The sequence below is a fragment of the Acidimicrobiia bacterium genome, assembly GCA_040878325.1.
Classification (GTDB): domain Bacteria; phylum Actinomycetota; class Acidimicrobiia; order Spongiisociales; family UBA11373; genus JAUYIV01.
Genome location: JBBDMM010000007.1, coordinates 13,735 through 34,521 on the forward strand (window position 1 = coordinate 13,735; position 20,787 = coordinate 34,521).

The 20,787-nt window shown below is 65.8% G+C and carries 24 protein-coding genes and 2 tRNA genes; 14 read left to right on the forward strand and 12 right to left on the reverse strand.

Going from position 1 to position 20,787, the window contains the following annotated elements; all coding sequences use genetic code 11:
• The first annotated feature begins 81 nt into the window (after positions 1 to 81).
• The 7 genes from WD184_04240 (at position 82) to WD184_04270 (ending at position 5,744) form a co-directional block, all read left to right on the forward strand.
• Positions 82 to 231: a hypothetical protein gene (locus WD184_04240; protein ID MEX0825951.1), complete on the forward strand. Its 150-nt coding sequence runs from the start codon at positions 82 to 84 to the stop codon at positions 229 to 231.
• The gene (locus WD184_04245) at positions 228 to 2,303 is read left to right on the forward strand and encodes a type IV secretory system conjugative DNA transfer family protein (protein ID MEX0825952.1); all 2,076 of its coding nucleotides are present in this window, start codon (positions 228 to 230) and stop codon (positions 2,301 to 2,303) included. Before WD184_04240 ends, WD184_04245 begins: the two co-directional genes overlap by 4 nt.
• Before the next feature lie 124 nt (positions 2,304 to 2,427).
• Positions 2,428 to 3,180, forward strand: a complete 753-nt coding sequence (locus WD184_04250) for a replication-relaxation family protein (protein ID MEX0825953.1) — start codon at positions 2,428 to 2,430, stop codon at positions 3,178 to 3,180.
• Between the two features lie 23 nt (positions 3,181 to 3,203).
• Positions 3,204 to 3,770, forward strand: a complete 567-nt coding sequence (locus WD184_04255; protein MEX0825954.1) for an antirestriction protein ArdA — start codon at positions 3,204 to 3,206, stop codon at positions 3,768 to 3,770.
• Complete coding sequence (locus WD184_04260) at positions 3,748 to 4,671, forward strand: site-specific DNA-methyltransferase (GenBank protein ID MEX0825955.1); 924 nt, start codon at positions 3,748 to 3,750, stop codon at positions 4,669 to 4,671. The genes WD184_04255 and WD184_04260 overlap by 23 nt, the downstream gene beginning before the upstream one ends.
• Positions 4,672 to 4,744: 73 nt before the next feature.
• Entirely contained in the window at positions 4,745 to 5,104 is a 360-nt protein-coding gene (locus WD184_04265) for a helix-turn-helix transcriptional regulator (GenBank protein MEX0825956.1), read from the forward strand.
• Positions 5,105 to 5,153: 49 nt separating this feature from the next.
• The gene (locus tag WD184_04270) at positions 5,154 to 5,744 is read left to right on the forward strand and encodes an ImmA/IrrE family metallo-endopeptidase (GenBank protein ID MEX0825957.1); all 591 of its coding nucleotides are present in this window, start codon (positions 5,154 to 5,156) and stop codon (positions 5,742 to 5,744) included.
• A gap of 419 nt (positions 5,745 to 6,163) precedes the next feature.
• On the opposite strand, the gene WD184_04275 is transcribed toward WD184_04270, so the two are convergent.
• The 5 genes from WD184_04275 to WD184_04295 all read right to left on the reverse strand — a co-directional run bounded on the left by WD184_04275 (position 6,164) and on the right by WD184_04295 (position 7,968).
• Positions 6,164 to 6,529 (reverse strand): hypothetical protein, encoded by a 366-nt coding sequence (locus WD184_04275; GenBank protein ID MEX0825958.1) that lies wholly within the window; start codon positions 6,527 to 6,529, stop codon positions 6,164 to 6,166.
• A 228-nt stretch (positions 6,530 to 6,757) separates the two neighbouring features.
• On the reverse strand, positions 6,758 to 6,958 hold the full coding sequence (locus WD184_04280) for a hypothetical protein (GenBank protein ID MEX0825959.1): 201 nt from the start codon (positions 6,956 to 6,958) through the stop codon (positions 6,758 to 6,760).
• A gap of 87 nt (positions 6,959 to 7,045) precedes the next feature.
• On the reverse strand, positions 7,046 to 7,237 hold the full coding sequence (locus tag WD184_04285) for a hypothetical protein (GenBank protein ID MEX0825960.1): 192 nt from the start codon (positions 7,235 to 7,237) through the stop codon (positions 7,046 to 7,048).
• Positions 7,238 to 7,421: 184 nt separating this feature from the next.
• Positions 7,422 to 7,498: transfer RNA gene (locus tag WD184_04290), tRNA-Ile, on the reverse strand.
• A 47-nt stretch (positions 7,499 to 7,545) separates the two neighbouring features.
• Positions 7,546 to 7,968, reverse strand: coding sequence for a hypothetical protein (locus WD184_04295; protein MEX0825961.1), 423 nt, complete (start codon positions 7,966 to 7,968; stop codon positions 7,546 to 7,548).
• A 230-nt stretch (positions 7,969 to 8,198) separates the two neighbouring features.
• On the opposite strand from WD184_04295, the gene WD184_04300 reads away from it, so the two are divergent.
• The 4 genes from WD184_04300 to WD184_04315 all read left to right on the forward strand — a co-directional run bounded on the left by WD184_04300 (position 8,199) and on the right by WD184_04315 (position 11,027).
• A complete protein-coding gene (locus WD184_04300) occupies positions 8,199 to 8,342 on the forward strand; it encodes a hypothetical protein (protein MEX0825962.1) in 144 nt (47 codons plus the stop codon).
• Between the two features lie 224 nt (positions 8,343 to 8,566).
• Positions 8,567 to 10,369, forward strand: coding sequence for a cation:proton antiporter (locus tag WD184_04305; protein ID MEX0825963.1), 1,803 nt, complete (start codon positions 8,567 to 8,569; stop codon positions 10,367 to 10,369).
• 61 nt (positions 10,370 to 10,430) lie between these two features.
• Positions 10,431 to 10,733 (forward strand): hypothetical protein, encoded by a 303-nt coding sequence (locus tag WD184_04310; protein ID MEX0825964.1) that lies wholly within the window; start codon positions 10,431 to 10,433, stop codon positions 10,731 to 10,733.
• Positions 10,734 to 10,739: 6 nt separating this feature from the next.
• The gene (locus WD184_04315) at positions 10,740 to 11,027 is read left to right on the forward strand and encodes a hypothetical protein (protein MEX0825965.1); all 288 of its coding nucleotides are present in this window, start codon (positions 10,740 to 10,742) and stop codon (positions 11,025 to 11,027) included.
• A gap of 23 nt (positions 11,028 to 11,050) precedes the next feature.
• Here the strand turns inward: WD184_04315 and WD184_04320 are convergent.
• Positions 11,051 to 11,122: transfer RNA gene (locus tag WD184_04320), tRNA-Asn, on the reverse strand.
• A gap of 184 nt (positions 11,123 to 11,306) precedes the next feature.
• On the opposite strand from WD184_04320, the gene WD184_04325 reads away from it, so the two are divergent.
• Positions 11,307 to 11,630, forward strand: a complete 324-nt coding sequence (locus tag WD184_04325) for a ferredoxin (GenBank protein MEX0825966.1) — start codon at positions 11,307 to 11,309, stop codon at positions 11,628 to 11,630.
• 2 nt (positions 11,631 to 11,632) lie between these two features.
• Here WD184_04325 and rpoD read toward each other — a convergent pair whose 3' ends face one another.
• The 5 genes from rpoD to recO form a co-directional block, all read right to left on the reverse strand.
• The gene (gene rpoD, locus WD184_04330) at positions 11,633 to 12,769 is read right to left on the reverse strand and encodes an RNA polymerase sigma factor RpoD (protein MEX0825967.1); all 1,137 of its coding nucleotides are present in this window, start codon (positions 12,767 to 12,769) and stop codon (positions 11,633 to 11,635) included.
• A complete protein-coding gene (dnaG, locus tag WD184_04335) occupies positions 12,766 to 14,538 on the reverse strand; it encodes a DNA primase (protein MEX0825968.1) in 1,773 nt (590 codons plus the stop codon). Before dnaG ends, rpoD begins: the two co-directional genes overlap by 4 nt.
• A gap of 201 nt (positions 14,539 to 14,739) precedes the next feature.
• Positions 14,740 to 16,056: a glycine--tRNA ligase gene (locus tag WD184_04340; protein MEX0825969.1), complete on the reverse strand. Its 1,317-nt coding sequence runs from the start codon at positions 16,054 to 16,056 to the stop codon at positions 14,740 to 14,742.
• A 121-nt stretch (positions 16,057 to 16,177) separates the two neighbouring features.
• Entirely contained in the window at positions 16,178 to 16,885 is a 708-nt protein-coding gene (gene uppS / locus WD184_04345; protein MEX0825970.1) for a polyprenyl diphosphate synthase, read from the reverse strand.
• Positions 16,878 to 17,594: a DNA repair protein RecO gene (gene recO / locus WD184_04350; protein MEX0825971.1), complete on the reverse strand. Its 717-nt coding sequence runs from the start codon at positions 17,592 to 17,594 to the stop codon at positions 16,878 to 16,880. The genes uppS and recO overlap by 8 nt, the downstream gene beginning before the upstream one ends.
• A 91-nt stretch (positions 17,595 to 17,685) precedes the next feature.
• On the opposite strand from recO, the gene WD184_04355 reads away from it, so the two are divergent.
• Positions 17,686 to 19,962 carry a VIT domain-containing protein gene (locus WD184_04355; GenBank protein ID MEX0825972.1) on the forward strand — a complete coding sequence of 759 codons (2,277 nt, stop codon included), beginning with the start codon at positions 17,686 to 17,688 and terminating at the stop codon, positions 19,960 to 19,962.
• Positions 19,963 to 19,982: 20 nt separating this feature from the next.
• On the opposite strand, the gene WD184_04360 is transcribed toward WD184_04355, so the two are convergent.
• On the reverse strand, positions 19,983 to 20,387 hold the full coding sequence (locus tag WD184_04360; GenBank protein MEX0825973.1) for a plastocyanin/azurin family copper-binding protein: 405 nt from the start codon (positions 20,385 to 20,387) through the stop codon (positions 19,983 to 19,985).
• 78 nt (positions 20,388 to 20,465) lie between these two features.
• Between WD184_04360 and WD184_04365 the strand changes: the two genes are divergently transcribed.
• Entirely contained in the window at positions 20,466 to 20,750 is a 285-nt protein-coding gene (locus tag WD184_04365; protein MEX0825974.1) for a 4a-hydroxytetrahydrobiopterin dehydratase, read from the forward strand.
• Positions 20,751 to 20,787 lie beyond the last annotated feature (37 nt).

Here is a 20,787-nt window from a genome sequence, read left to right on the forward strand (position 1 = left end):
CGGTCTTCGCTCTCCGTGGTCTGTCGCGCTCGGGCGGGCTGGCGTGCGCACCTGCACCTAATCCCTGAAAGGAGGTGAATCGTGTCCGAACCACGCCGGATCCGAGTCATCGGACAACAACGTAAGGAACCAGACCTCAAGGCGCTGGCGAGGGCGGTCATTGAACTGGCCCGCCTGCTCGACCAGGAACCCGGCGGACAGCCGGACACGAAGAGGGAGACCGCCGAGTGACCACCTATCGGATCTCCCATCCCGGATCGGTCGACCGCCGCCAGATCGCAGCCGCCCTCCGAGCACTCCTCGCCACACTTTCCCGCTCACACGGTTTCGACTCGGCGCGCAGGTTCTTGTGCTTGGAGGTGTGGGCATCTCAGGCGGGCATCACTCATCTCATCACCGTTCCCGACGGCGATGCCGCCGTCTCCGCTCTCACCTCGGCAATCCCCGGGATCAGAGTCGAGGCCGCCGACCGACCAATCGATCGCCTTGTCGGCGGAGCCTTTGGGCTGCAGCTCGTCGGCCCGACCCCCGGGGTGTTGCGCACCGATATCAGCGACGACATGGCCGCAGCGCTGCTCGGCTCTCTCAGCAGCCTCCGCAAGGGCGAGGTGGTGGTCGTGCAGTGGCTCGCTGCGCCGCTGACGCATCCCCGACGCTGGGGCTTTCCCTCCAAAGAACTCGACCGCACCGAGAAGGCCAAGCAAGCCGAAGCCGAGGTCGTCGCCTCGGGCCGTGTCACCGCCTGGTCCGCCAACCCGGCCCGGGCACGAAGTCTCGCCGGGAACGCGGCTCGAGTGCTGCGACTGATGAGCGGACCCGATGGTCACCTGCGGGCCCGACGCTCAGCCAGAGTCCCTCGGTCAGTCATCAGCATGAGACCACCGCTACTGGTCTGGCCATCGCACCTCAATATCAGTGAACTGGTCGGTCTGGTCGGATGGCCGACAGAACCAACCCCGATCCGGGGGCTGGCCCGCGGCGCAAGCCGCCTTCTGCCACCGCCAGCGGGAGCACCGACGACCGGGCCATCGGTGGGGATCTCCACCTTTCCCGGCACCAACGATCAGATCCGCCTCGGGACCAGTGGGCGGCTACGGCACCTCCACGTGATCGGCCCGACCGGGGTCGGCAAGTCCACCCTGCTGACCCACCTGATCGCCGCCGATATCCGAACAGGCCGTGGGGTGGTGGTGTTCGATCCGCTGGGGGATCTGACCGACCTGGTGTGCGAGCGGGTCCCGGCGAGCCGTGTCGACGAGGTGGTCGTCATCGACCCGACCGAGATCGATCGGCCGGTCGGTCTCAATATTCTCTCCGGTCCCGACCGGCATCGGACCACCGACTTCCTCGTTGGGGTGATGGCCCGACTGTTTGCCTCGTCGTGGGGACCCCGAACCGCCGATGTGCTCCGCGCCGGGCTGCTCACCCTCGGAGCGTCCCCGGCAGCGACACTGGCTGATCTGCCGGACCTGCTCACCAACCCGGCATTCCGGCGACGCCACCTGCCAGCGGTCATTGACGACCGGGTGCTGGCTGGCTTCTGGACCTGGTACGAGGCGCTGAGCGACACCGAACGAACCTCGGTGATTGCCCCGGTGCTCAACAAGATCCGCGCCGTCGTGCTCCGACCCGAAGCTCTGCGGGTTCTTTGTCATCGAGACGGCCTACTCGATCTCGGGGAAGTGTTCACCAAGCGACGTGTCGTCATCATCCGCCTGGCCAAGGGACTCGTCGGCGAGGACACCGCCGCGCTGATCGGTGGGCTGCTGCTCGCCCGACTATGGCAGGCGGTCCTCGGCCGGGCAGCCGTCCATCCCGACCATCGCCACCCGGTGTTCTTTTACCTCGACGAGTTCCAGGACTACCTGCGGCTTCCAATCGGGATGGGCGACATGCTGGCCCAGGCCCGCGGTATGAGTGTCGGACTTGTCGTTGCCCACCAGCACCTCGGGCAGCTCCCCGACGGCATCCGTCGTGACGTCCTGTCCAACACCGGATCGAGGGTCACGTTTCAGACCACCGCCGATGACGCCCGGGTTCTCGCCCGAGACCTCGAGCCGTACCTCACCGCGGCTGACCTGCGCGGCTTGGCGTCTCGGGAGATCGCGGTGCGGATCGCCACACCCGACCGGGTGCTGCCGCCGTTCACCGGCAGAACATTGCCGCCCTCCGACCCGATCGGTGACGCCGAAGCCGTCAGGTCACGGTCGCGGGCCCTGTACGGCCGGCCGATCCCCACTGATATTCACGTCGAGGACGGTGACGGTCAGGTGGGGCGGAAGCCACGCGGAGTCGACCGATGAGGTGGCCGCTCGCCCGACCGCTCGTGTCGACCCATTGCAGGCGAAATCGTAAGTGGGTCATCAGCGGCGCGACCGGTGTTGCGACGAATGACCTACCCCTGGTGGTCGCGGTGGGAGGTGGATCATGAGAGTGACCAGCCAGGTCGCCGCTGAGATCCGCCGTCGCCTCAGCCCGGTCGATTGGGCGATTGCTGAAACCCTCGACCGAGTGGACATCGCCTCGGCTGGGCAGCTCCGGCGACTCCACTGGCCTGAACCGAGCCAGGCTCGAACTGCCCGCCGTCGCCTCAGCCAACTCACCGACCTGCGGGTCATCAGCCGCCTCGATCGCCGCGTCGGCGGCGTGCGGGCTGGCTCCGAGGGCTTCGTGTACCGGCTCGATGTCACCGGCCGCCGCCTACTCGGACTCGCACCGGGCCGCCGACCCCACACCCCGGGACGCACCTTCTTGGAACACTCGCTGGCGATCACCGAGGTCTACGTCCGAGCCGTCGAGACTTCCCGGGTCGACCTCATCGAAGTCACCGCGTTCGAGACCGAACCATCCTGCTGGCGGACCTGGGGTGCCGGGCTCCTCAAACCCGACGCCTATCTGGTCACCGTGACACCTGACTTCGAGGACCACTGGTTCGTCGAAGTCGACCGGGCAACCGAGTCGACCACCACGATTGTCCGCAAGGCCGCGGTCTACGAGCAGTACCACCGCACCGGCATCGAACAGGAACGCCACGGCGTGTTCCCCCGGGTCCTGTGGATCGTGCCCCACGAACGACGCAAGAACCAGATCGTCGACGCGCTCGGAATCCGGCCCGCCGACGCCTGGTCGCTCCACCAGGTCGCCCTCGAGAGCGACATCCCGAACATCTTCAATCCGTAACGGAAAGGACATACAACAGTGCCATGGAACAACAGCCACGAACATCACCCGAAGCCGAACCCGAGATCCGTCCCCGCATCTACGTGGCGTCGCTCAGCGACTACAACGCCGGACGCCTCTACGGGACCTGGATCGACGCCACCCAGGAACCCGAAGACATCCACCAAGCGGTACAGCGGATGCTCGCCGCCAGCCCACAGCTCTTCGCCGAAGAGTGGGCCATCCACGACTACGAAGGATTCGGCTACGCCCGCATCCACGAGTACTCGCAATTCGACACCGTCTCACGCATCGCCCAGGGCATCGAAGCCCACGGCGACGCCTTCAGCGCCTGGGTCGCCTACAGCGGAGACGAGTCCGAGGAGAACCTCGACAAGTTCGAGGAGGCGTACCTCGGACGCTGGGACAGTCTCCGCGACTACGCCGAGCAACTCGCCGAAGACACCGGACTCACCGAAGACATCATCCCCAAAGAGCACCGCGCCTACATCAGCATCGACATCGACCGGCTCATCCGCGACCTCGAAATGGACCTCGTCGTCGCCAAAGCCGCAGACGGAGGAATCCATGTCTTCAACCCCTACGTCTGAGCCACGCAACCGGCTCCTCATCGGCGACGCTCGCACCACCCTCCAGACCCTTCCCAGCGGCTCAGTCGACTGCGTCGTCACCTCACCGCCGTACTACCAACTCCGTGACTACGGCCAGAAGGATCAGATCGGCCACGAACCCGATGTCCACGGCTGGGTCGCCAACCTCGTCGCGGTCTTCGATGAGATCCAGCGAGTCATCAAGCCCACCGGCACCGTCTGGCTCAACCTCGCCGACACCTACTCCCAGCACCACAGGCAGGGCAGTCGCCGCAAGAGCCTCCTCTTCGGACCCGAGCGGCTTCTGCTCGCCCTCGCCGCCCACGGATGGATCGTCCGCAACAAGATCATCTGGTCCAAGACCAACCCGATGCCCCACTCGGTGCGCGACCGACTCAGCGGCACCTGGGAGTACATCTATCTGCTCACCGCCACCGAGAAGGGCTACTGGTTCGATCTCGATGCGATTCGCATCCCGCACCTCACCAAACCGCCGAAGCCGTCACGGTCGCTCCGCACCTGGGATGGCTCCTACGGCGGCAGCCATGACGGAATCACCAAGCTCAAACGAGCCGGTCGGATCGGCCACCCGCTCGGCAAGAACCCCGGCGATGTGTGGCGTTTCGCCAAGGCCGCGCACCGAGGCAGACACTCGGCCACGTTCCCAGAGCGGCTGATCGAGGCCCCGATCCTCGCCGGATGCCCGCCGACTACCTGCAGCCGCTGCGGCGCTCCCAACTGCGGGCACGACGCTCCCAGGGTGCCCGGTCTGGTGCTCGATCCATTCATCGGTACCGGTACCACCGCCCACGTCGCCAGACGCCTCGGCCGCGACTGGGTCGGAATCGACCTCACCGATGAGCACTTCACATTTCCCGACGTGTACAGGGAGGCTGCATAGATGTTGTCGATTCCACCATTGCGCGCCTCCGCGCATCATGAGACTCTGGAGTGGATAAACGGAGACCAAATATATGAGCGACCCAGCGACCGCCTTGGGACGCACCATCCACGCCGCTCGACACGCCAAGGACCTCACCGCTTATGAGGTCGCCCACCGCACCGGCGGCGTCCACCGAGCCACCATCCAACGCATCGAATCAGGCGAGATCACCAGACCTCGACCCGAGACGTTGCAGAGGCTCGCGCTGGTCCTCGACCTCGACCTCGACGACCTGCTTGCCCTGGCTGGATACGCCCAACTCGAAGACCTTCCCGGCTTCGAGCCATACCTGCGAGCCAAACACAGTGACTTCCCCGACGCGGCCATCGACCAGCTCGTCGAACACTTCAACCTCATCGCCGACAAGTACCGCCAACAGCACATCAACTAACACCCGGTCAGCCCCTCCTCACGCGGGCGCGACCGCGAAAGGAGGAACCATGATCATCACCACCCTGCAGGAACTCGTTCCCCGACGACGCCTGCACTACCTCGAAGCACTCGCCGTCGCCGAGAAACAGGCACAACGCCTCCGCGGCCACCTCAGCATCGACTCAGCCGCCATCAGCGATCAGCAACTTCGGTCCATTCCCGGAGTGGTCATCGAAGAAGTAGCCAGGCTCGGAGTCTCCGGCGCCACCCGCCAGGTCGGTGACCTGTGGATCGTTCTGCTCAACGCCGACGAGTCGCCGGTCCGCCGCCGCTTCACCGCCGCGCATGAGATCAAGCACATCCTCGACGACCAGGCCGTCAACCATCTCCGCAAAGCAGGCCCTGGCACCGCCCCCGACTGGCTCACCGAACGGATCTGCGACTACTTCGCTGCCTGCCTGCTGATGCCCCGAATCTGGGTCAAACGAGCCTGGGGCAGCAACGCTCAGGACGAGGCCACGCTCGCCAAGATGTTCAACGTCTCCCTCGACGCCGCCCGCATCCGCCTCCAACAAGTCGGTCTCACCGACGCACCCAAGAGGTGCCACGGGTACACCCGTGATGTGATACCCCTTCCAACACGAACGGCAGCAGCATGAAAGAGGACACGATGAACCGAGCCGTCATCTACCTGCGGGTATCCACCTCGGCCCAAGCCGGGCGCGACAACGAGAAGGAGGGCTACTCGATCCCGGCCCAACGCGAAGCCTGCATCCGCAAGGCAGAAAGCCTCGGAGCCTCCGTCGTCGACGAATACGCCGACCGTGGCGAATCGGCACGATCCGCCGATCGCCAGGCTCTCCAGGAAATGCTGACACGCATCAAGACACTCAACGACATCGACTACGTCATCGTCCACAAGGTCGACCGTCTCGCCCGCAGCCTCCGCGACGACGTCGAGATCGGCCTGCTCATCAAGAAGGCCGGGGCCACCCTCGTCTCGGCCACCGAGAACATCGATGAGACACCCTCGGGCAAGTTGCTCCACGGGATCATGGCCACCATCGCCGAGTTCTACTCATCCAACCTCGCCTCCGAGGCCCGCAAAGGCATGCGCCAGAAAGCCAAGAGTGGTGGCACCCCGTACCGGGCACCCCTCGGCTACCTCAACGTCCGCGCCAAAGTTGACGGGCGGGAGATCCGTTCGGTCGAGATCGACCCCGAACGAGCCCCCACCGTCCGCTGGGCATTCGACGCCTACGCAAGCGGCGAGTGGAGCCTCAGCGGACTCTGCGAAGAACTCGAAGCGCTCGGTTTTAGAGGACACGCCACCCGGGTCCACGACGGCAAGGCGCTCCACACCTCCAACGTGCACGACATGCTTCGCAACAGCTACTACATCGGCATCGTCACCTGGGACGGTGCCTCCTACGAAGGCAGACACGAACCCCTCATCGACCTCGACACCTTCGAGACCGTTCAGCGTCTACTCACCGAACGAAACATCAGCGGCGAGAAGAGCTCCAAGCACTGGCACTACCTCAAAGGCACCATCTACTGCGCCAGCTGCGGATCACGCCTCACCGTCGCCAACGCCAAAGGCAACGGCGGCAGATACCAGTACGCCTTCTGCCTCGGCCGACAACGACGCAACGGCTGCAACCAGCGCTACCTACCCGTCGACCAGGTCGAAGACGCGGTCGCCGAGTACTACAAGATCATCACCCTCGATCCGAGTCGTCTCGATGGGATCCGTCAGCACGTGACCGATCACATCGAGATCACTCGAAGCCTCAACACCAAGGAGGTCGACCGTCAGAAGCGTCGCCTCGCCAAGCTCCGCGACGAACGCAAGAAGCTCCTCAACGCCCACTACGCCGACGCCATCAGCATCGATCTACTCAAAGAAGAACAGACCAGGATCACAGCCGACGAGGCCCAAGCCCAACGCATCCTCGACTCATGCACCCTGCGCTTCGACGAGATCGAGCGCAACCTCGACCAGGCCCTCACTCTCGCCGCCGACTGCCTCGAAGCCTATGCCCAAGGCACCGACAACATCCGACGCGCCTTCAACCAGTCCTTCTTCGAAAAGATCTGGGTCGGCGAGGACGGCATCGAAGGCGTTGACCTCAAACTCCCATTCGCACACCTACTCGCACACGACCTCGCCGAAAGGCTCGAACACGAAGCCGCCGCCCTCATCGACCCCGAACTCTCAACCTACCGACGAGAGCAACCGGCCGACCCCACACAACGGCCCAACGGCGCACTCCCCTGGGAAAACACGAACCGTGACCTCATTTTCGTCGGCCACGGTTCGAACATGACGTGTCTGGTGGGCCCGCCAGGACTCGAACCTGGGACCTACGGATTATGAGTCCGCTGCTCTAACCAACTGAGCTACGGGCCCGACCGAACGGGAGTGTACGTGCGACGAGGGCTGCGGGCTGCCGACGGCTACTTGCCACTCCGGCTGATCCCGGCTTCCTTGAGGAGGGCGGCTGGTACTCCGGCTTCCCGCCATGCGGCGTAGGAGATGCCCTTCCGCTTCGAGTAGGACTTGGCGTTCTTGGCGAAGGCCTTCTCGAGGTCGGCCAGATCGGCGGAGGACGACGCCCTCGCGAGAGCCTGCTCGGCATCGATTCGCGCCTGCCGCAAGTCGACAGCCCTCAGCGGGTCGGTCGCAGAGGCGATTCGCTCCTCGAGGTCGCCGATCCGATTCTTCAGAGTGACCGGTGTCACCGGGCGTCCAGGACGCCGGCTCTTCAAACCCTCGAGATACTGCTTGATCGCCCGCGACTCGCGACGACCCTTGGCGAGAGCCGCTTTGTGTTCATCGGACATCGGCATGAGTTGCGTTCCTTCCAAAGTGAGTGCCACTCGAACCCACAGATTACGAGAGTCATCATTCTATGGCTAGATCGATATTCACTGTTTATTGCCGGTTTCTTACAGGGCAAACCCCGAGTCCAATCACCGTCCATTCGCTCACCGCCCTTGGCCGACAGAACTCAGCCGCTCGGTCAGCGGCGATGACGGTCCCGCCGCACCACTAGTTTGCCATCCGGTACCTCGGGTATGTCATGGGCAACGGCAAGAGGAGATGACACATGGTGGTGATCGCGATTCTGCTTCTCGCGCTCTTGTTGGGCGGCGTCGGGATATTCGTCGCGGCGCTTCGTTGGCTGCTGATCATCGCGTTGGTGCTCTTCATCGTCGGCGCGCTCACTGGCTACTCGCGTCGGACCCGGTAGGGCGGAGCGGCGGAGCCGTACTGTTGGTGTGACGGCACCCAGCACTTGCCCCGCACTCCGGCACCGGGCCATGGTCTTCTGACCTGACTCGTACCGGATCGGGGTGCTTCACTTGAGCATCGACGGTGGTGGTCGTGCTCTTGGTCTAACTCGAACGGTGACTCTTGGTCTAACTCGAACGGTGAAGGGCTGCTGGCGCTGGTCACCGGCTACCGTCTCGGCCCATGCCCAGCGCATTCCTCGCCGCAGGCCCGGGACTCCCGGAACTCATCCTCGACATCGGACTCGCCCTGGTGGGAGCCGGGTTCCTCGCCATCCTGTTCACCCGCATCCGCATCCCCACCGTGGCGGCATTCCTGCTCGCCGGGGTGCTGCTCGGGCCGGTCGGCGGGGTGATCTCGGACGAGGGGGCCATCGACACCATCGCCCAACTCGGACTCATTCTCCTGCTGTTTCTGATCGGACTCGAGATCGACATGCGCTCCCTGGTGGCGAGTGGGCGCACCGTGCTGATGTCCGGCATCCTCCAATTCCCGGTGACCGTGATCTTCGGCCTTCTGGCCGCCCAGGGTCTCGTCCTCATCGGGGTGGGCAGCGGTGTGATCGGGGGCGAGTACGGAGCCCTCTATGTGGGCCTGGCGATCGCAGCGTCGTCGACCCTGCTGGTGGTCGCCCTGCTCCAGCAGTCGTTCACACTCGACACCGTCAGCGGACGCATGGCGATCGCGCTCCTCATCTTCCAGGACGTGTGGGCGATCATCGTCCTCGCGCTCCAGCCGAACCTCGATAGCCCGCGGATCGGCCCGATCGCTGCATCGCTGGCGGGTATCGCCCTCCTCGGGGTGGTCGCCGCCGTCGTGGCTCGCACCGCGCTGAACCGCGGCCTCTCCTGGGTGGCGAAGCAACCTGCCACCGTCCTGGTCGCCTCCCTCGCATGGTGTTTCGGCGTCGTCATCGCCGGAATCCACATCGACGAAGGCCTCTCACGGGCATTCGACATCTCGCCCGGGCTATCGGTGAGTGCGGGCATGGGGGCGATGATCGCGGGCACCACGATTGCCAGCCTGCCATTCGCCATCGAGATCACACGCCAGGTGTCGGTCGTCCGGGACTTCTTCGTCACCCTGTTCTTCGTGGGCATCGGGATGACCATCCCCGCGCCCGACGAGCTGGCCATCGTCGTGCTCGCGGTGCTCCTGGCCGCCCTCGCCATCGCGTCGCGGTTCCTGGTCATGCTTCCCCTGCTCTACGCGAGCGGCCTCGATCGCCGCAACGCCACGCTCACCTCCACCAAGCTCGCCCCGATCTCCGAGTTCGGGCTTGTTATCGCCTTCATCGGCCTGCAACTGGGCCACATCGACGCCAAGGTGAGCGCCGTGATCGTGCTCGCATTTGTGATCACCGCGGTGTTGAGTCCGTGGCTCTTCGCTCGTTCCGACAAGGTGTACGACGCGCTCGCCCCGCTCCTCGATCGGCTGGGCCTCAAGCAGCCAACCTCGGGGCCGGGCGGTTCGGCTGAGGCATATGACCTCGCGCTCCTCGGTCTGCACCGCACTGGATCTTCACTGCTTGCCGAACTGCACGCCACCGAGCCGGAGCTGCTCCACCGAAGCCTCGTGATCGACTTCAACGTCTCGATTCACGAACAGATCGCTGCACTCGGGCCCCATGTCGTGTACGGAGACTTCACCATTCCGGAGACGCTGCAACACGCAGGGGTCGACCGGGCCCGGGTGGTGCTCTGCACGATTCCTGGAGACATCCTGGTCTCGACCTCGCCTCAGCGACTGGTCAAGACGATTCGCGAGTTGTGCCCCGACTCGACGCTCATCTTCACCGCCACCACCTTCCCTGAGGCCCGGTCGCTGTACGCCGCCGGGGCAGACTTCGTGCTCATCCCCCGGGTGGACGCCGCCCAGTCGGCGCTGAACGCGGTCCGGGCAGCCCTCAACGGCAAGATCGGAGACCTGCGCGCCGATTCGGACGCCCGCTTCGAGGGGTCTGACCGGCGCGAAGCGCTCGAGTGACCGACCAGGGGCTGCGACTCCTACAATCCGGGCGCCAGGAGGTTCCGTCATCCGCTACGCCATGCTCGCCTTGCTCGCCGTCGTGCTTGTCGCCTGTGGCGACGATTCGTCGGAGCACGCTGCGCAGCTGCACCCGCTCAGCGGCGCGGTCGAAGTGGAGATCGACGGGGTGATCCATCCCGTCGACGAGGATCACCCCCTCGAGGTCGGCTACACGGTGCGCACCGGCCCGACGGGGCGCGCCGAGATCCTCTGGCCCGACGGAAGCGTCACCCGGCTCGACTACCTCACCGTGTTCTCCATCGTCGAGATCGGCGATAGCCCGAGCACGGTCAGAGGGCGCCAGACCGCCGGCAACACCTAAAGCCGGGTGGTCGACTTCACCGAGGCAGGCAGCCGGTTCGAGATCGACACGCCCTCAGCGGTGGCGTCGGTCCAGGGCACTGCCGTGTTGATCGACCCGAGCGAGTTCACCACGGTGGTGGTGGTCGACCGGACGGTCCTGGTCACCACCCCGGGCGGTGAGGCGACCGTGGCGGCCGGGTTCAGCCTTACGGTCGGCCCCCCCGAGGTGTCGACCGGCCCGATCGGCGACCCCGAACCCACCCCGACCGAAGTGCTCGAGAGCGACTGGATCGCATTCAACACAGAAGGGTGAGCGCCGGGAGGGAAAGACGCAAGCTCCGGGGGGGAGATTCGAACTCCCAACAAACGGATTAACAGTCCGCTGCTCTGCCGTTGAGCTACCCCGGAAGGGACGGCCGGGAAGGGTACCACCGGGCCTGGGCGACTCTTTCCCCACGGTTTCCGGCCCCGCAGGCCCGGGTATCACCTCCGGTAACATTTGCAGTTGGAGTCCACTCCGACCACCCTGATGAGGTAGCTCACGGCAAGTCGGTACTCGCCGTGAACCGATTCAGCTAGAGGGACAATCACAATGGCAGAACCAACGAAGCTCATAGTCTGGATCGACCAGGACCTCTGCACCGGTGACGGGATCTGCGAGGAGATCGCCCCCGACGTGTTCGTCGGACGCGAGGACGGGCTCTGGGTCGTGAAGGAAGAGGCCCGGCACTTCGGCAAGACGATCGTGTTCGACGCCAAGGAAGGCGATGGCCACGGCCCCGACGGTTCCCGCGGGGTCGCCCGGATACCCGACTCGCAGACCGACATCGCCATCGAGGCCGCCGAGGAGTGCCCCGGCGAGTGCATCATGATCGAGCCCTACGACGCCGCGTCGATCGACGGTCGCGGGGTCTAGCGCTACGAGTCGCCCAGGTAGTCCTTGAGACGCCCGGCGCGTGATGGTTGACGCAGCTTGGCGAGGGCCTTCGTCTCCAACTGGCGCACCCGCTCCCGGGTCACCTTGAAGTGCTTCCCCACCTCTTCGAGAGTGTGAATGTTGCCGTCGGCAAGCCCGAACCTCATCAGCAGCACCTGCCGCTCCCGATCGGAGAGCTCCTCGAGGACTATGCGGAGATAATCCTGCAACAAGCGGAACGAGGCCGCCGCCACCGGCGCTTCGGCATCGTGGTCCTGGACGAAGTCGCCGAGAGTCGAGTCGTCCTCCTCGCCCAGCGGCGACTCGAGCGACAGCGGGTCCTGGGCGATCCGCCGTAGCTCGGTGATCTTTTCGGGCTCGAGCTCGAGGTCGCTGGCGATCTCGGCGATGGTCGGCTCGCGACCCAGCTCCTGGCTCAGGGTCCGTTGCACCGCGGCCAGCTTGTTGATGGTCTCCACCATGTGCACCGGCACCCGAATCGTGCGGCCCTGATCGGCGAGTGCCCGGGTCACCGACTGCCGGATCCACCATGAGGCGTATGTCGAGAACTTGAAGCCCTTGCGGTAGTCGAACTTCTCGACCGCCCGCATCAGGCCGAGATTGCCCTCCTGGATCAGGTCGAGGAGGGGCATTCCCCGGCCGACGTACTTCTTGGCAATCGAGACGACGAGGCGGAGGTTCGCCTCGACGAGACGCTGTTGGGCTCGCTCGCCGAACCGGGCGGCCCGGTCGAGAATCGCCCGCTCGGCGACGCCGATCGGCTCCTCGATGTGGGACAGCTTCTCTTTGGCCCTCAGCCCGGATTCCATCTGCATCGACAGCTCCACCTCCTGCTGGGTATCGAGCAGGGGCACCCGACCGATCTCCTGGAGGTACATCCTGACGGGATCGCTCACTTCGATCTCGTCGTCCACCTGGACCAGATCGAAGACGGCCTCAGGGGTGTCCTCGCGTATCTCCACCCCGCCGGAGCGCAGCGCCTCCAACACACGATCGAACGCGTCGGGCGGAGCCTCGGCGTCCTCCAGCTCCTGCTGCACCTCCATCATCATCAAGAAGCCGCGTTGGCGGGCGCGCGCCAGCAGGTCTTCGAGTACCAGATCTGCCGGTGTGGTCATTCATGGCTCCAGAGATCGCGGCGCTGCTTTTCCAAAGCTATCAACTCCCTGAAGGCGACCGAATACGCCTCTGGCTCTGTGTCGGCATCGAGCGAGCCCACCTGAAACTGCAGTTCGCGGAGGCGGCCCTCCAGCGCGCCCACCTGCACCTTCTTGACGACTTCCGCCGCATCGGGCAGCGGGCGGCCATCGAGGGCCAAACGACCGAGCATTTCGCCGATGGCCGGATCGGCGCCGCCCACCAATGAACCGAGGTCGGGGGGTTCCCCCGGTTCCATCGCCTCGAGCGTCGGGGCGATCACGTCATACGCGGCGAGGTGCTCCGGCACCGAGAGAAGAGTCGACCAGTCGATCCCCCGCACATCCGGATGGTTCGCCAACAGAAGGCGCAGCACCTCGACCTCCGCCTTCTCGGACCCGGTCTGGGATCGGGCCACCGCGTTGGACCGTGCCGGGGACCCTCCCTGTTGATTGAGCAGTTGGCGCTGCTCCTCGACCAGGTCGATCACATCGTCCACCGAGTTGGTGATCACCCGACTGGCGATGAATCCCGCCCCTTCCCGTCGCGACTGGCGATCCGGGTGCTGGGCGACGATCGCCGCCGCCGCCCGCACCGCCCGGGCCGCGGCCTGACGGTCGGCCTTGTATGCGAACTTGGCGATCTCGGCCTCGATCCGATATTCGATGAGCGAGGTGGATGTGTCGATCGACTTGCGGAGAGCATGGGCATCCCCCGAGAACACGACATCGGCCGGGTCCCTGCCCTCCGGCAATTCGGCGATGCGGAGGTCGAGGTCGCCGGGAGCCGACCGCTCCAGGCCGCGCAGGCTCGCACCGGCGCCTGCTTCATCCGCATCGAACATCAGCACGATCCGGTCGGTGAATCGTCGCAACAGGTCGAGGTGTTCCTCACCGAGCGCGGTCCCGCAGGTGGCGACCGCGATCGGCAACCCGGCCAGGTGCAGTGCGATCACGTCGGTGTAGCCCTCGACCACCACCACCTCGCTCCCTCTCACCACCTCACTCTTCGCCCAGTTGAGCCCGTACAGGAGGCGGGATTTGTGATAGATCGGTGTCTCTGGAGAGTTCAGGTACTTGGGGCCATCTCCTTCGAGCAGTCGAGCGCCGAACCCCACGGCGTCACCCCGCACGTCGAAGATCGGGAACATGATCCGGCCTCTGAACCGGTCGAATATGCGGCCGGCACGACTCCGCAGCGCCAGGCCGGCCGACACCATCACGTCCTCGGGCACCTTGGCGGCACGGAGATGGGCCACCAGCGCCTCACCGCTGGTCGGGCTGAAACCGATCGAGAACCGCTCCACCACGTCGGCGTCGTATCCCCTGCCCCGCAGGTAGGAGCGGGCAGTTCCTGCCTCCTGGCCCGCCTTCAGACGGGCGTGGTAGAAGTCCACCGCGGTGCTGGTGGCATCCACCAGCACTTCGCGCCGATCGCGGCGCTTGGCCGCCTCGGGGTCACGCTCGAGCGTGATGTTCGACCGGCGGGCGAGCATCTCCACCGCGTCGGAGAAGTCGACCGTCTGGTTCTCCTGCACGAACCGGAAGACATCCCCGCTCGCCCCGCACCCGAAGCAGTGGTACAGCCCGCGGGACGGATCGACCGACATCGAGGCGGTCTTCTCCTGGTGGAAGGGGCACACCGCCATGACCGAGCGCCCGGCCCGCTTGACCTTGGTGACCTCGGCCACCAGCTCGACGAGGTCGGTGGCGTCACGAACGCGCTCGATGTCTTCCCGCCGGTAGGCCACGCGAGGAGTGTAAGTGGTCCGCCGGTGCTGAGACAGGGACGGGATTCGCGAGGCGAGCGAGGCGCGATAAGCAATTCGCGAAGCGACGAACGAAGCAAGGATGCTCGCTTGGCTCGCCCGCTTGGGTGGCCCTTGTTTGGCTGAGGCTGGAGCTGTGGCTGGGCCGGTTCTCTGGCTGGAGCTGGAGCCGGGGCTGGCTCGCTACACCAACCCGCCGAACCTGCCATTGAGGTGCTCGACCAGGTCGGTGATGGGGATCCGGACCTGTTCGGTGGTGTCTCGGTCGCGGACCGTGACCGCCTGATCCTGGAGCGTGTCGAAGTCGATCGTCACGCAGTAGGGGGTGCCGATCTCGTCCTGGCGCCGGTAGCGGCGGCCGATCGACTGGGTGACATCCACCTCGATGGGCCACCGGCGACGCAACTCGGCGGCGACTTCGTCGGTGACCGCGACCAGGTCGTCCTTCTTGGAGAGGGGAAGCACGGCCACCTTCACGGGAGCCAAACGAGGATGAAGGCGAAGCACCACCCGCGATTCGCCGCCGACTTCGTCCTCTTCGTACGCGTCGACCAGAAACGCGAAAGCCGAGCGCGTCACCCCGGCGGCGGGCTCGATCACATGCGGAAAGAACCGCTCGTCGCTCTCCTGGTCGTAGTAGCGCAAGTCGACGCCACTGTGTTCGGTGTGGGCCCGGAGGTCGAAGTCCGCCCGGTTGGCGATCCCCTCCAGCTCGTCCCACCCCCATGGGAACAAGTACTCGACGTCGCTGGTGGCGTTGGAGTAGTGGGCCAACTCGTCGGTCTCGTGCGCCCGCAGCCGCACCCGCTCGGGAGCCATGCCCAGGTCGATGTACCACTGCAGCCGGGCATCGAGCCAGTAGCGATGCCACTTTTCGGCTTCCTCGGGTCTGCAGAAGAACTCCATCTCCATCTGCTCGAATTCGCGGGTACGGAACACGAACTGGCCGGGGGTGATCTCGTTACGGAAAGCCTTGCCGATCTGGGCGATGCCGAAGGGGAGGCGCATCCGGGTGGTGCGCCGCACGTTCTCGTAGTTGATGAAGATCCCCTGGGCGGTTTCCGGACGCAGGTAGACGAGGGCGGCATCGTCCTCGACCGGCCCCAAATGGGTGCGCAGCATGAGGTGGAAGGGGCGGGGCTCGGTGAAAGTGCCTTCCTTGCCGCAGTTCGGGCACTTGTTCGGGTCATCGAGCTTGTCGACCCGGAACCGGTTGTTGCAGTTGCGGCACTCGACCAGCGGATCGGTGAAGGACGCCTCGTGGCCGGAGGCGACCCAGACCTGACGGGCCTGGAGGATCGACGAGTCGAGGCCGACGATGTCGTCGCGGTCGCGCACCATCGTTCGCCACCATGCGTCGCGCAGGTTTCGGAGCAACTCCACCCCGAGGGGCCCGTAGTCCCACGACGACCGCAAACCCCCATAGATCTCGGACGCCGGGAACACGAACCCCCGCCGCTTGGCGAGATTCGCAATGGTGTCGAGGGAAGGGGCAGGCATGGGGGGCGATGTTAGGGGGAAGCCGCCAGCCTCCAGCCTCCCGCCTCCAGCAAGACCGACTCCAGCGCGCCGCGCATTGCTCATTGCGCATTGCGCATTGCGGCGAGCGAAGGGAAGCCCCTTACCCCACTCCTCCGAACCTTCGTTCGCGCGCCTGGTACTCCTCCACCGCTTGCTTCAGGTCTTCGGTGCGGAAGTCGGGCCAGAGGATGTCGGGGAAGGCGTACTCGCTGTAGGCGGACTGCCACAGCAGGAAGTTGCTGACCCTCTGCTCGCCGCTGGTGCGGATCACCAGATCGGGGTCGGGCATATCGGGGATCTCGAAACGGGCCGCCAACGCGTCTTGGTCGATGTCGGCCGGGTCGATCTGCCCGGCGACCGCGTCGGCAGCCAGACGGCGGGCGGCGGCGGCAATCTCGGCCCTGGCCCCGTAGTTGAAGGCGAAGACCATCGTCATGTTGGTGTCTTGCGCGGTGAGCTCCTCCGCCTCATGGATTCGGGTGCGGAGACGATCGCCCACCCGTGGATCATCCCGATCTCCGAGGAAGAGCACTCGCACACCCAACTCGTGCAATTCGTCACGACGCCGGGTGAGGAGGTCCTCCTTGAATCCCATCAGGAACTCGACCTCGTCCGCCGGACGGGACCAGTTTTCGGTGGAGAACGTAAAAACTGTCAGCCATTCGATCCCGAGCTCCAATGCGCCGTGGACGATGTCGAAGAGGGCGGCCTCGCCGGCGGCGTGCCCGGCGGTGCGGGGCAACCCTCGGGCCTCGGCCCACCGCCCGTTGCCGTCCATGACGATGGCGACGTGGCGGGGATCAGCCATCGATCGCCAGGCTCTTGATCCGCCGATCGAGGTGGTACTCGATGAAGCGCCGGGTCACCCCCATCGCCTCGCCGGAGAAAGCGGCGTCGTGCACCGGGAGTGCGCTGAGATCGGCGGCGGCGAGGCGCGCCAGGTAGGTGGTGAGGCCGGGTCGCAGGGCCACTGCCCCCGGGGCGGTGTCCTTGTCGCACAGCGCCCCTCCGGCAGCGAAGGAGAACTTGTTCAAGCCGTCCGTCCGCCCGCACCCGGCACATTCTTCGAAGGCGGGGGCGACGCCGACGACCTGGGCGGCCTTCAGCAGGAACGCCGCCACGATGTCAGGGTGGCGGGGGCCTGCTTCGAGTGCTGCGAGACCCTGGCGCAGCAGCAGGAAAGCCCGGATCGAGCTCTCCTCTTCCTGGGTGACGGCGTCGATCACCTCGACCATCGTCCCGGCCGCCAACACCCGGTCGAGGTCGCCGCGGAGATTCGGGTACGCCTCGATCACCGACACCTGGGTGATGGTCCCCAGATTGCGCCCTTCGTAGAGGACCAGATCGACATGGGTAAAGGGCTCGAGACGGCCCCCGAACCGGCTCTTGGTCTTGCGGACGCCTTTGGCCACCGCCCGGACCTTGCCGTGGTTGGGGCTGAGCAGCACCACGACCCGGTCGGCCTCCCCGAACGGGAAGCCGCGGAGGACGATGCCCTGATCGTCGCGGAGTGGCACCACCCCAGGCTACCGGCGGGCGCCGACAGGCCCGGGAACCGGCGACGGCCTCCGGGTCGTCCCACCCTCAACAGTCCCAGGAGGATGCCCGATGACTCGACGTGTGGCGATCGCCATCGCCATGATCCTGGCGATCCCGGCACCGGGATTTGCTCAGACCGGTGACGACGTGATCATCGAGCCGAGGCCGTGCCCGTGGTGGCACTGCGGCGGCGAGGCGGACGTCTCCATCGAGGAGTACCGCGTCGACACCGTGATCGAGGACGGCATCGCCACAACCCGCGTGCGCCAGGTGATCCGCAACGAGTCGGACTTCACGGCCGAAGGAACCTTCCTCTTCCCTCTTCCCGCCGACGCTTCGGTGACCGGGCTCACGCTATGGATCGACGGCGAGGCCGTCTCCGGCGAAGTGCTCGAAGGCGAGACCGCCCGTCGCACCTACGAGGAGATCATCCGCCGCACACTCGACCCTGCCCTTCTCGAGTTCGTAGACGACGGCATCCTTCGCCTTTCAGTGTTTCCCATCCCCGCCGAGAAGACCAGAACGGTCGAAATCGAGTACCGCCAGGTCCTCGCCGTCGACGGCGGGCTCACCCGCTACCGGCACCCCTTCGCGGCTGAGACCAACGCGGAGATCGAGGTGATCTCGGCGCGGATCGAGATTCGCCACTCATCCGGGGTGAAGGCGGTTCACTCCCCCACCCATGAAGTCTCCATCGACCGACCCGATGGGGACACTGCGATCATCGGCTTCGAAGGCGATGGTGACGACCTGGCCGAGTTGATCGTGTACTACTCCACCGACGCCGGCCCGATCTCTCTCGATGTGATCACTCATCGTCAGGACGGCGAGGGTTACTTCCTGATGCTGGTCTCCCCCGGTCTGGCGACCGATCAACAGGTCGTCGCCAAGGATGTCGTGCTGGTGCTCGACACTTCGGGATCGATGGAGGGTGAGAAGTTCTCCCAGGCACAGGACGCCGCCCGATTCGTGCTCGATCGCCTCAACCCGGAGGACCGTTTCGAGGTGATCGCCTTCTCGACGACCACCGACGCGTACGCCGGTTCACTCCAACCGGCGTCGCAGGCTCCCCTGGCGCGAACGTGGATCGGCGGCCTTGCAGCCGGCGGATCGACCAACATCGACCTCGCCCTGGGCGAAGCCCTCGACCTGGGCGAGGATCGCCCGCTGTACGTGGTCTTCCTCACGGACGGTCTGCCCACCGAGGGTGTGACCGACTCCGCCAGGATCCTGGACCGCCTCGAAGACCGCGGCGGGTCATCGACTTCGGTGTTCGCGTTCGGTGTCGGCTACGACGTCGACACTTTCCTCCTCGACTCGATCGCTCGTGACCATCACGGGACCACCGCGTACGTCGGTCCCGGCGAGGAGATCGATCTCGCGGTCGAGACGCTCTACTCGAAGGTGGCCTCCCCGGTCCTCACCGACGTCACCATCGAGGTGAACGGCGTCACGGTCTCCGACATCCATCCTTCGCCCCTCCCCGACGTCTTTTCAGGCGGCCAGTTGGTCGTGGCAGGCCGTTACGACGAACCCGGCGATGCCACCGTCGTCCTCTCCGGACGGGTCCGCGGCGAGACGGTGGACTTCACATTCCGTGACGTCCGCTTCGGCGACTCGGGCCAGGACGATTCCATCCCGCGTCTGTGGGCCACCCGCAAGGTGGGAGACCTGTTGCGGCAGGTGCGCCTCGAGGGGCCGGACGAAGAGACCATCGACCAGATCGTGCGCCTGTCGATCCGCTGGGGCATCGTCACTCCGTACACCTCGTACCTCGTCACCGACGACGCCCCGTTCGGCGAAGAGGCGATCGGCGACATCGCCGCGAGGGCGGCCGCCGAGGCCGAGAGCACCCCGCCGCCCGTGTCGGGCGAGACCGCTTTCGGCGCCGCCGATGCTGCGGCCTCGATGAGCGACTCCGATGTGGTCTCCGGACCCGACGACACGTATGCGTCGTTGGTGCGGGTGGCTGGCGGCCGCACCTTCCGGTTGACCGAGGGCAAGTGGGTCGACACCACCTATGAACCGGGGATGGAGGCGATCCGGGTGCCGTTCGGATCAGACGACTACTTCGCCCTGGCCACCTCCGACCGGGCCCTCGGACTGGCCCTGACCGTGGATGCCTCGATGATCGTGGTCCACCAAGGCGTGGCATATGAAGTCGTCGACGCGGGCGAGACGGGTGACCCCCTGCCGGTGCTGCCAGACGAGGAGATCATCGTCGCGCCGGCCAGTGCCCCCGAACCCTCCGGAGACGACCCGCCGATCGCCCTGATCGTGTTGGCGGGCGCTGCCGCCCTCGCGGTGACGGCCGGTCTGATCCGCGCCGCCACCCGCAGGGGCTAGCCGAAGCGTCAGCCGGAGCGCTAGCCAGACGCCTCGACCGTGCCCACCATCCCGGCCTCGATGTGCCCGGGGATGTGGCAGACCACCTGGTAGGTACCCGCCGCTGGGAGGGTGAACGAGATCGAATCCGACGCACCGCCGTCGAGGTGGGCGGTGGCGGCGAGGATGCGGTCGGGCGTCGCGTCTGCGCTGGTCGTCACCGCGACCCCCTGGTTGAGGACGACCCAGCTGTGCTGGATACCACCGATGTTGGAGACGTCGACCGTGACCTCCACTCCCGCCGCGAGGGTGACGCTCGCCGGGGTGAACGAGAAGTCGTCGAGGGCGACCGAAGCCGAGGTCGGCCCACCGTTGTCCGACGAGTCATCATCGCCGCAGGCGCCGAAGGCCAGCGGGAGCAAGAGGAGCAAGACCAGCTTCTTCATTGACCATTCCTTGTTGAGAGCGATCCGGGACGGTAGCGGCATTCCCGGTTTGTCCGTTCGCTACACCAAACTGAAGGCATGTCCACACCACTCAGCCCGAAAGAGAAGCAGTCCCTCGCCGACACGCACCCGTCGTGGTCGATCGAGGGTGAGGAGATCTCGCGAACGTTCGAATTCTCGGATTTTGCCGAAGCCATCGGTTTCATCAACCGGGTCGCTCTGGTGGCCGAGAAGGCGGACCATCACCCCGACATCGACATCCGCTGGAACAAGGTCACCCTGGTTTTCAGCACCCACTCGGCCGGAGCACTCACCGACCTGGATCGAAAGCTGGTCGAGACGATCGACGCCTGGGAGGGCTGACCCGGGCTGTCGGGTCCCGCTCAAGGGCTTGCCGGTA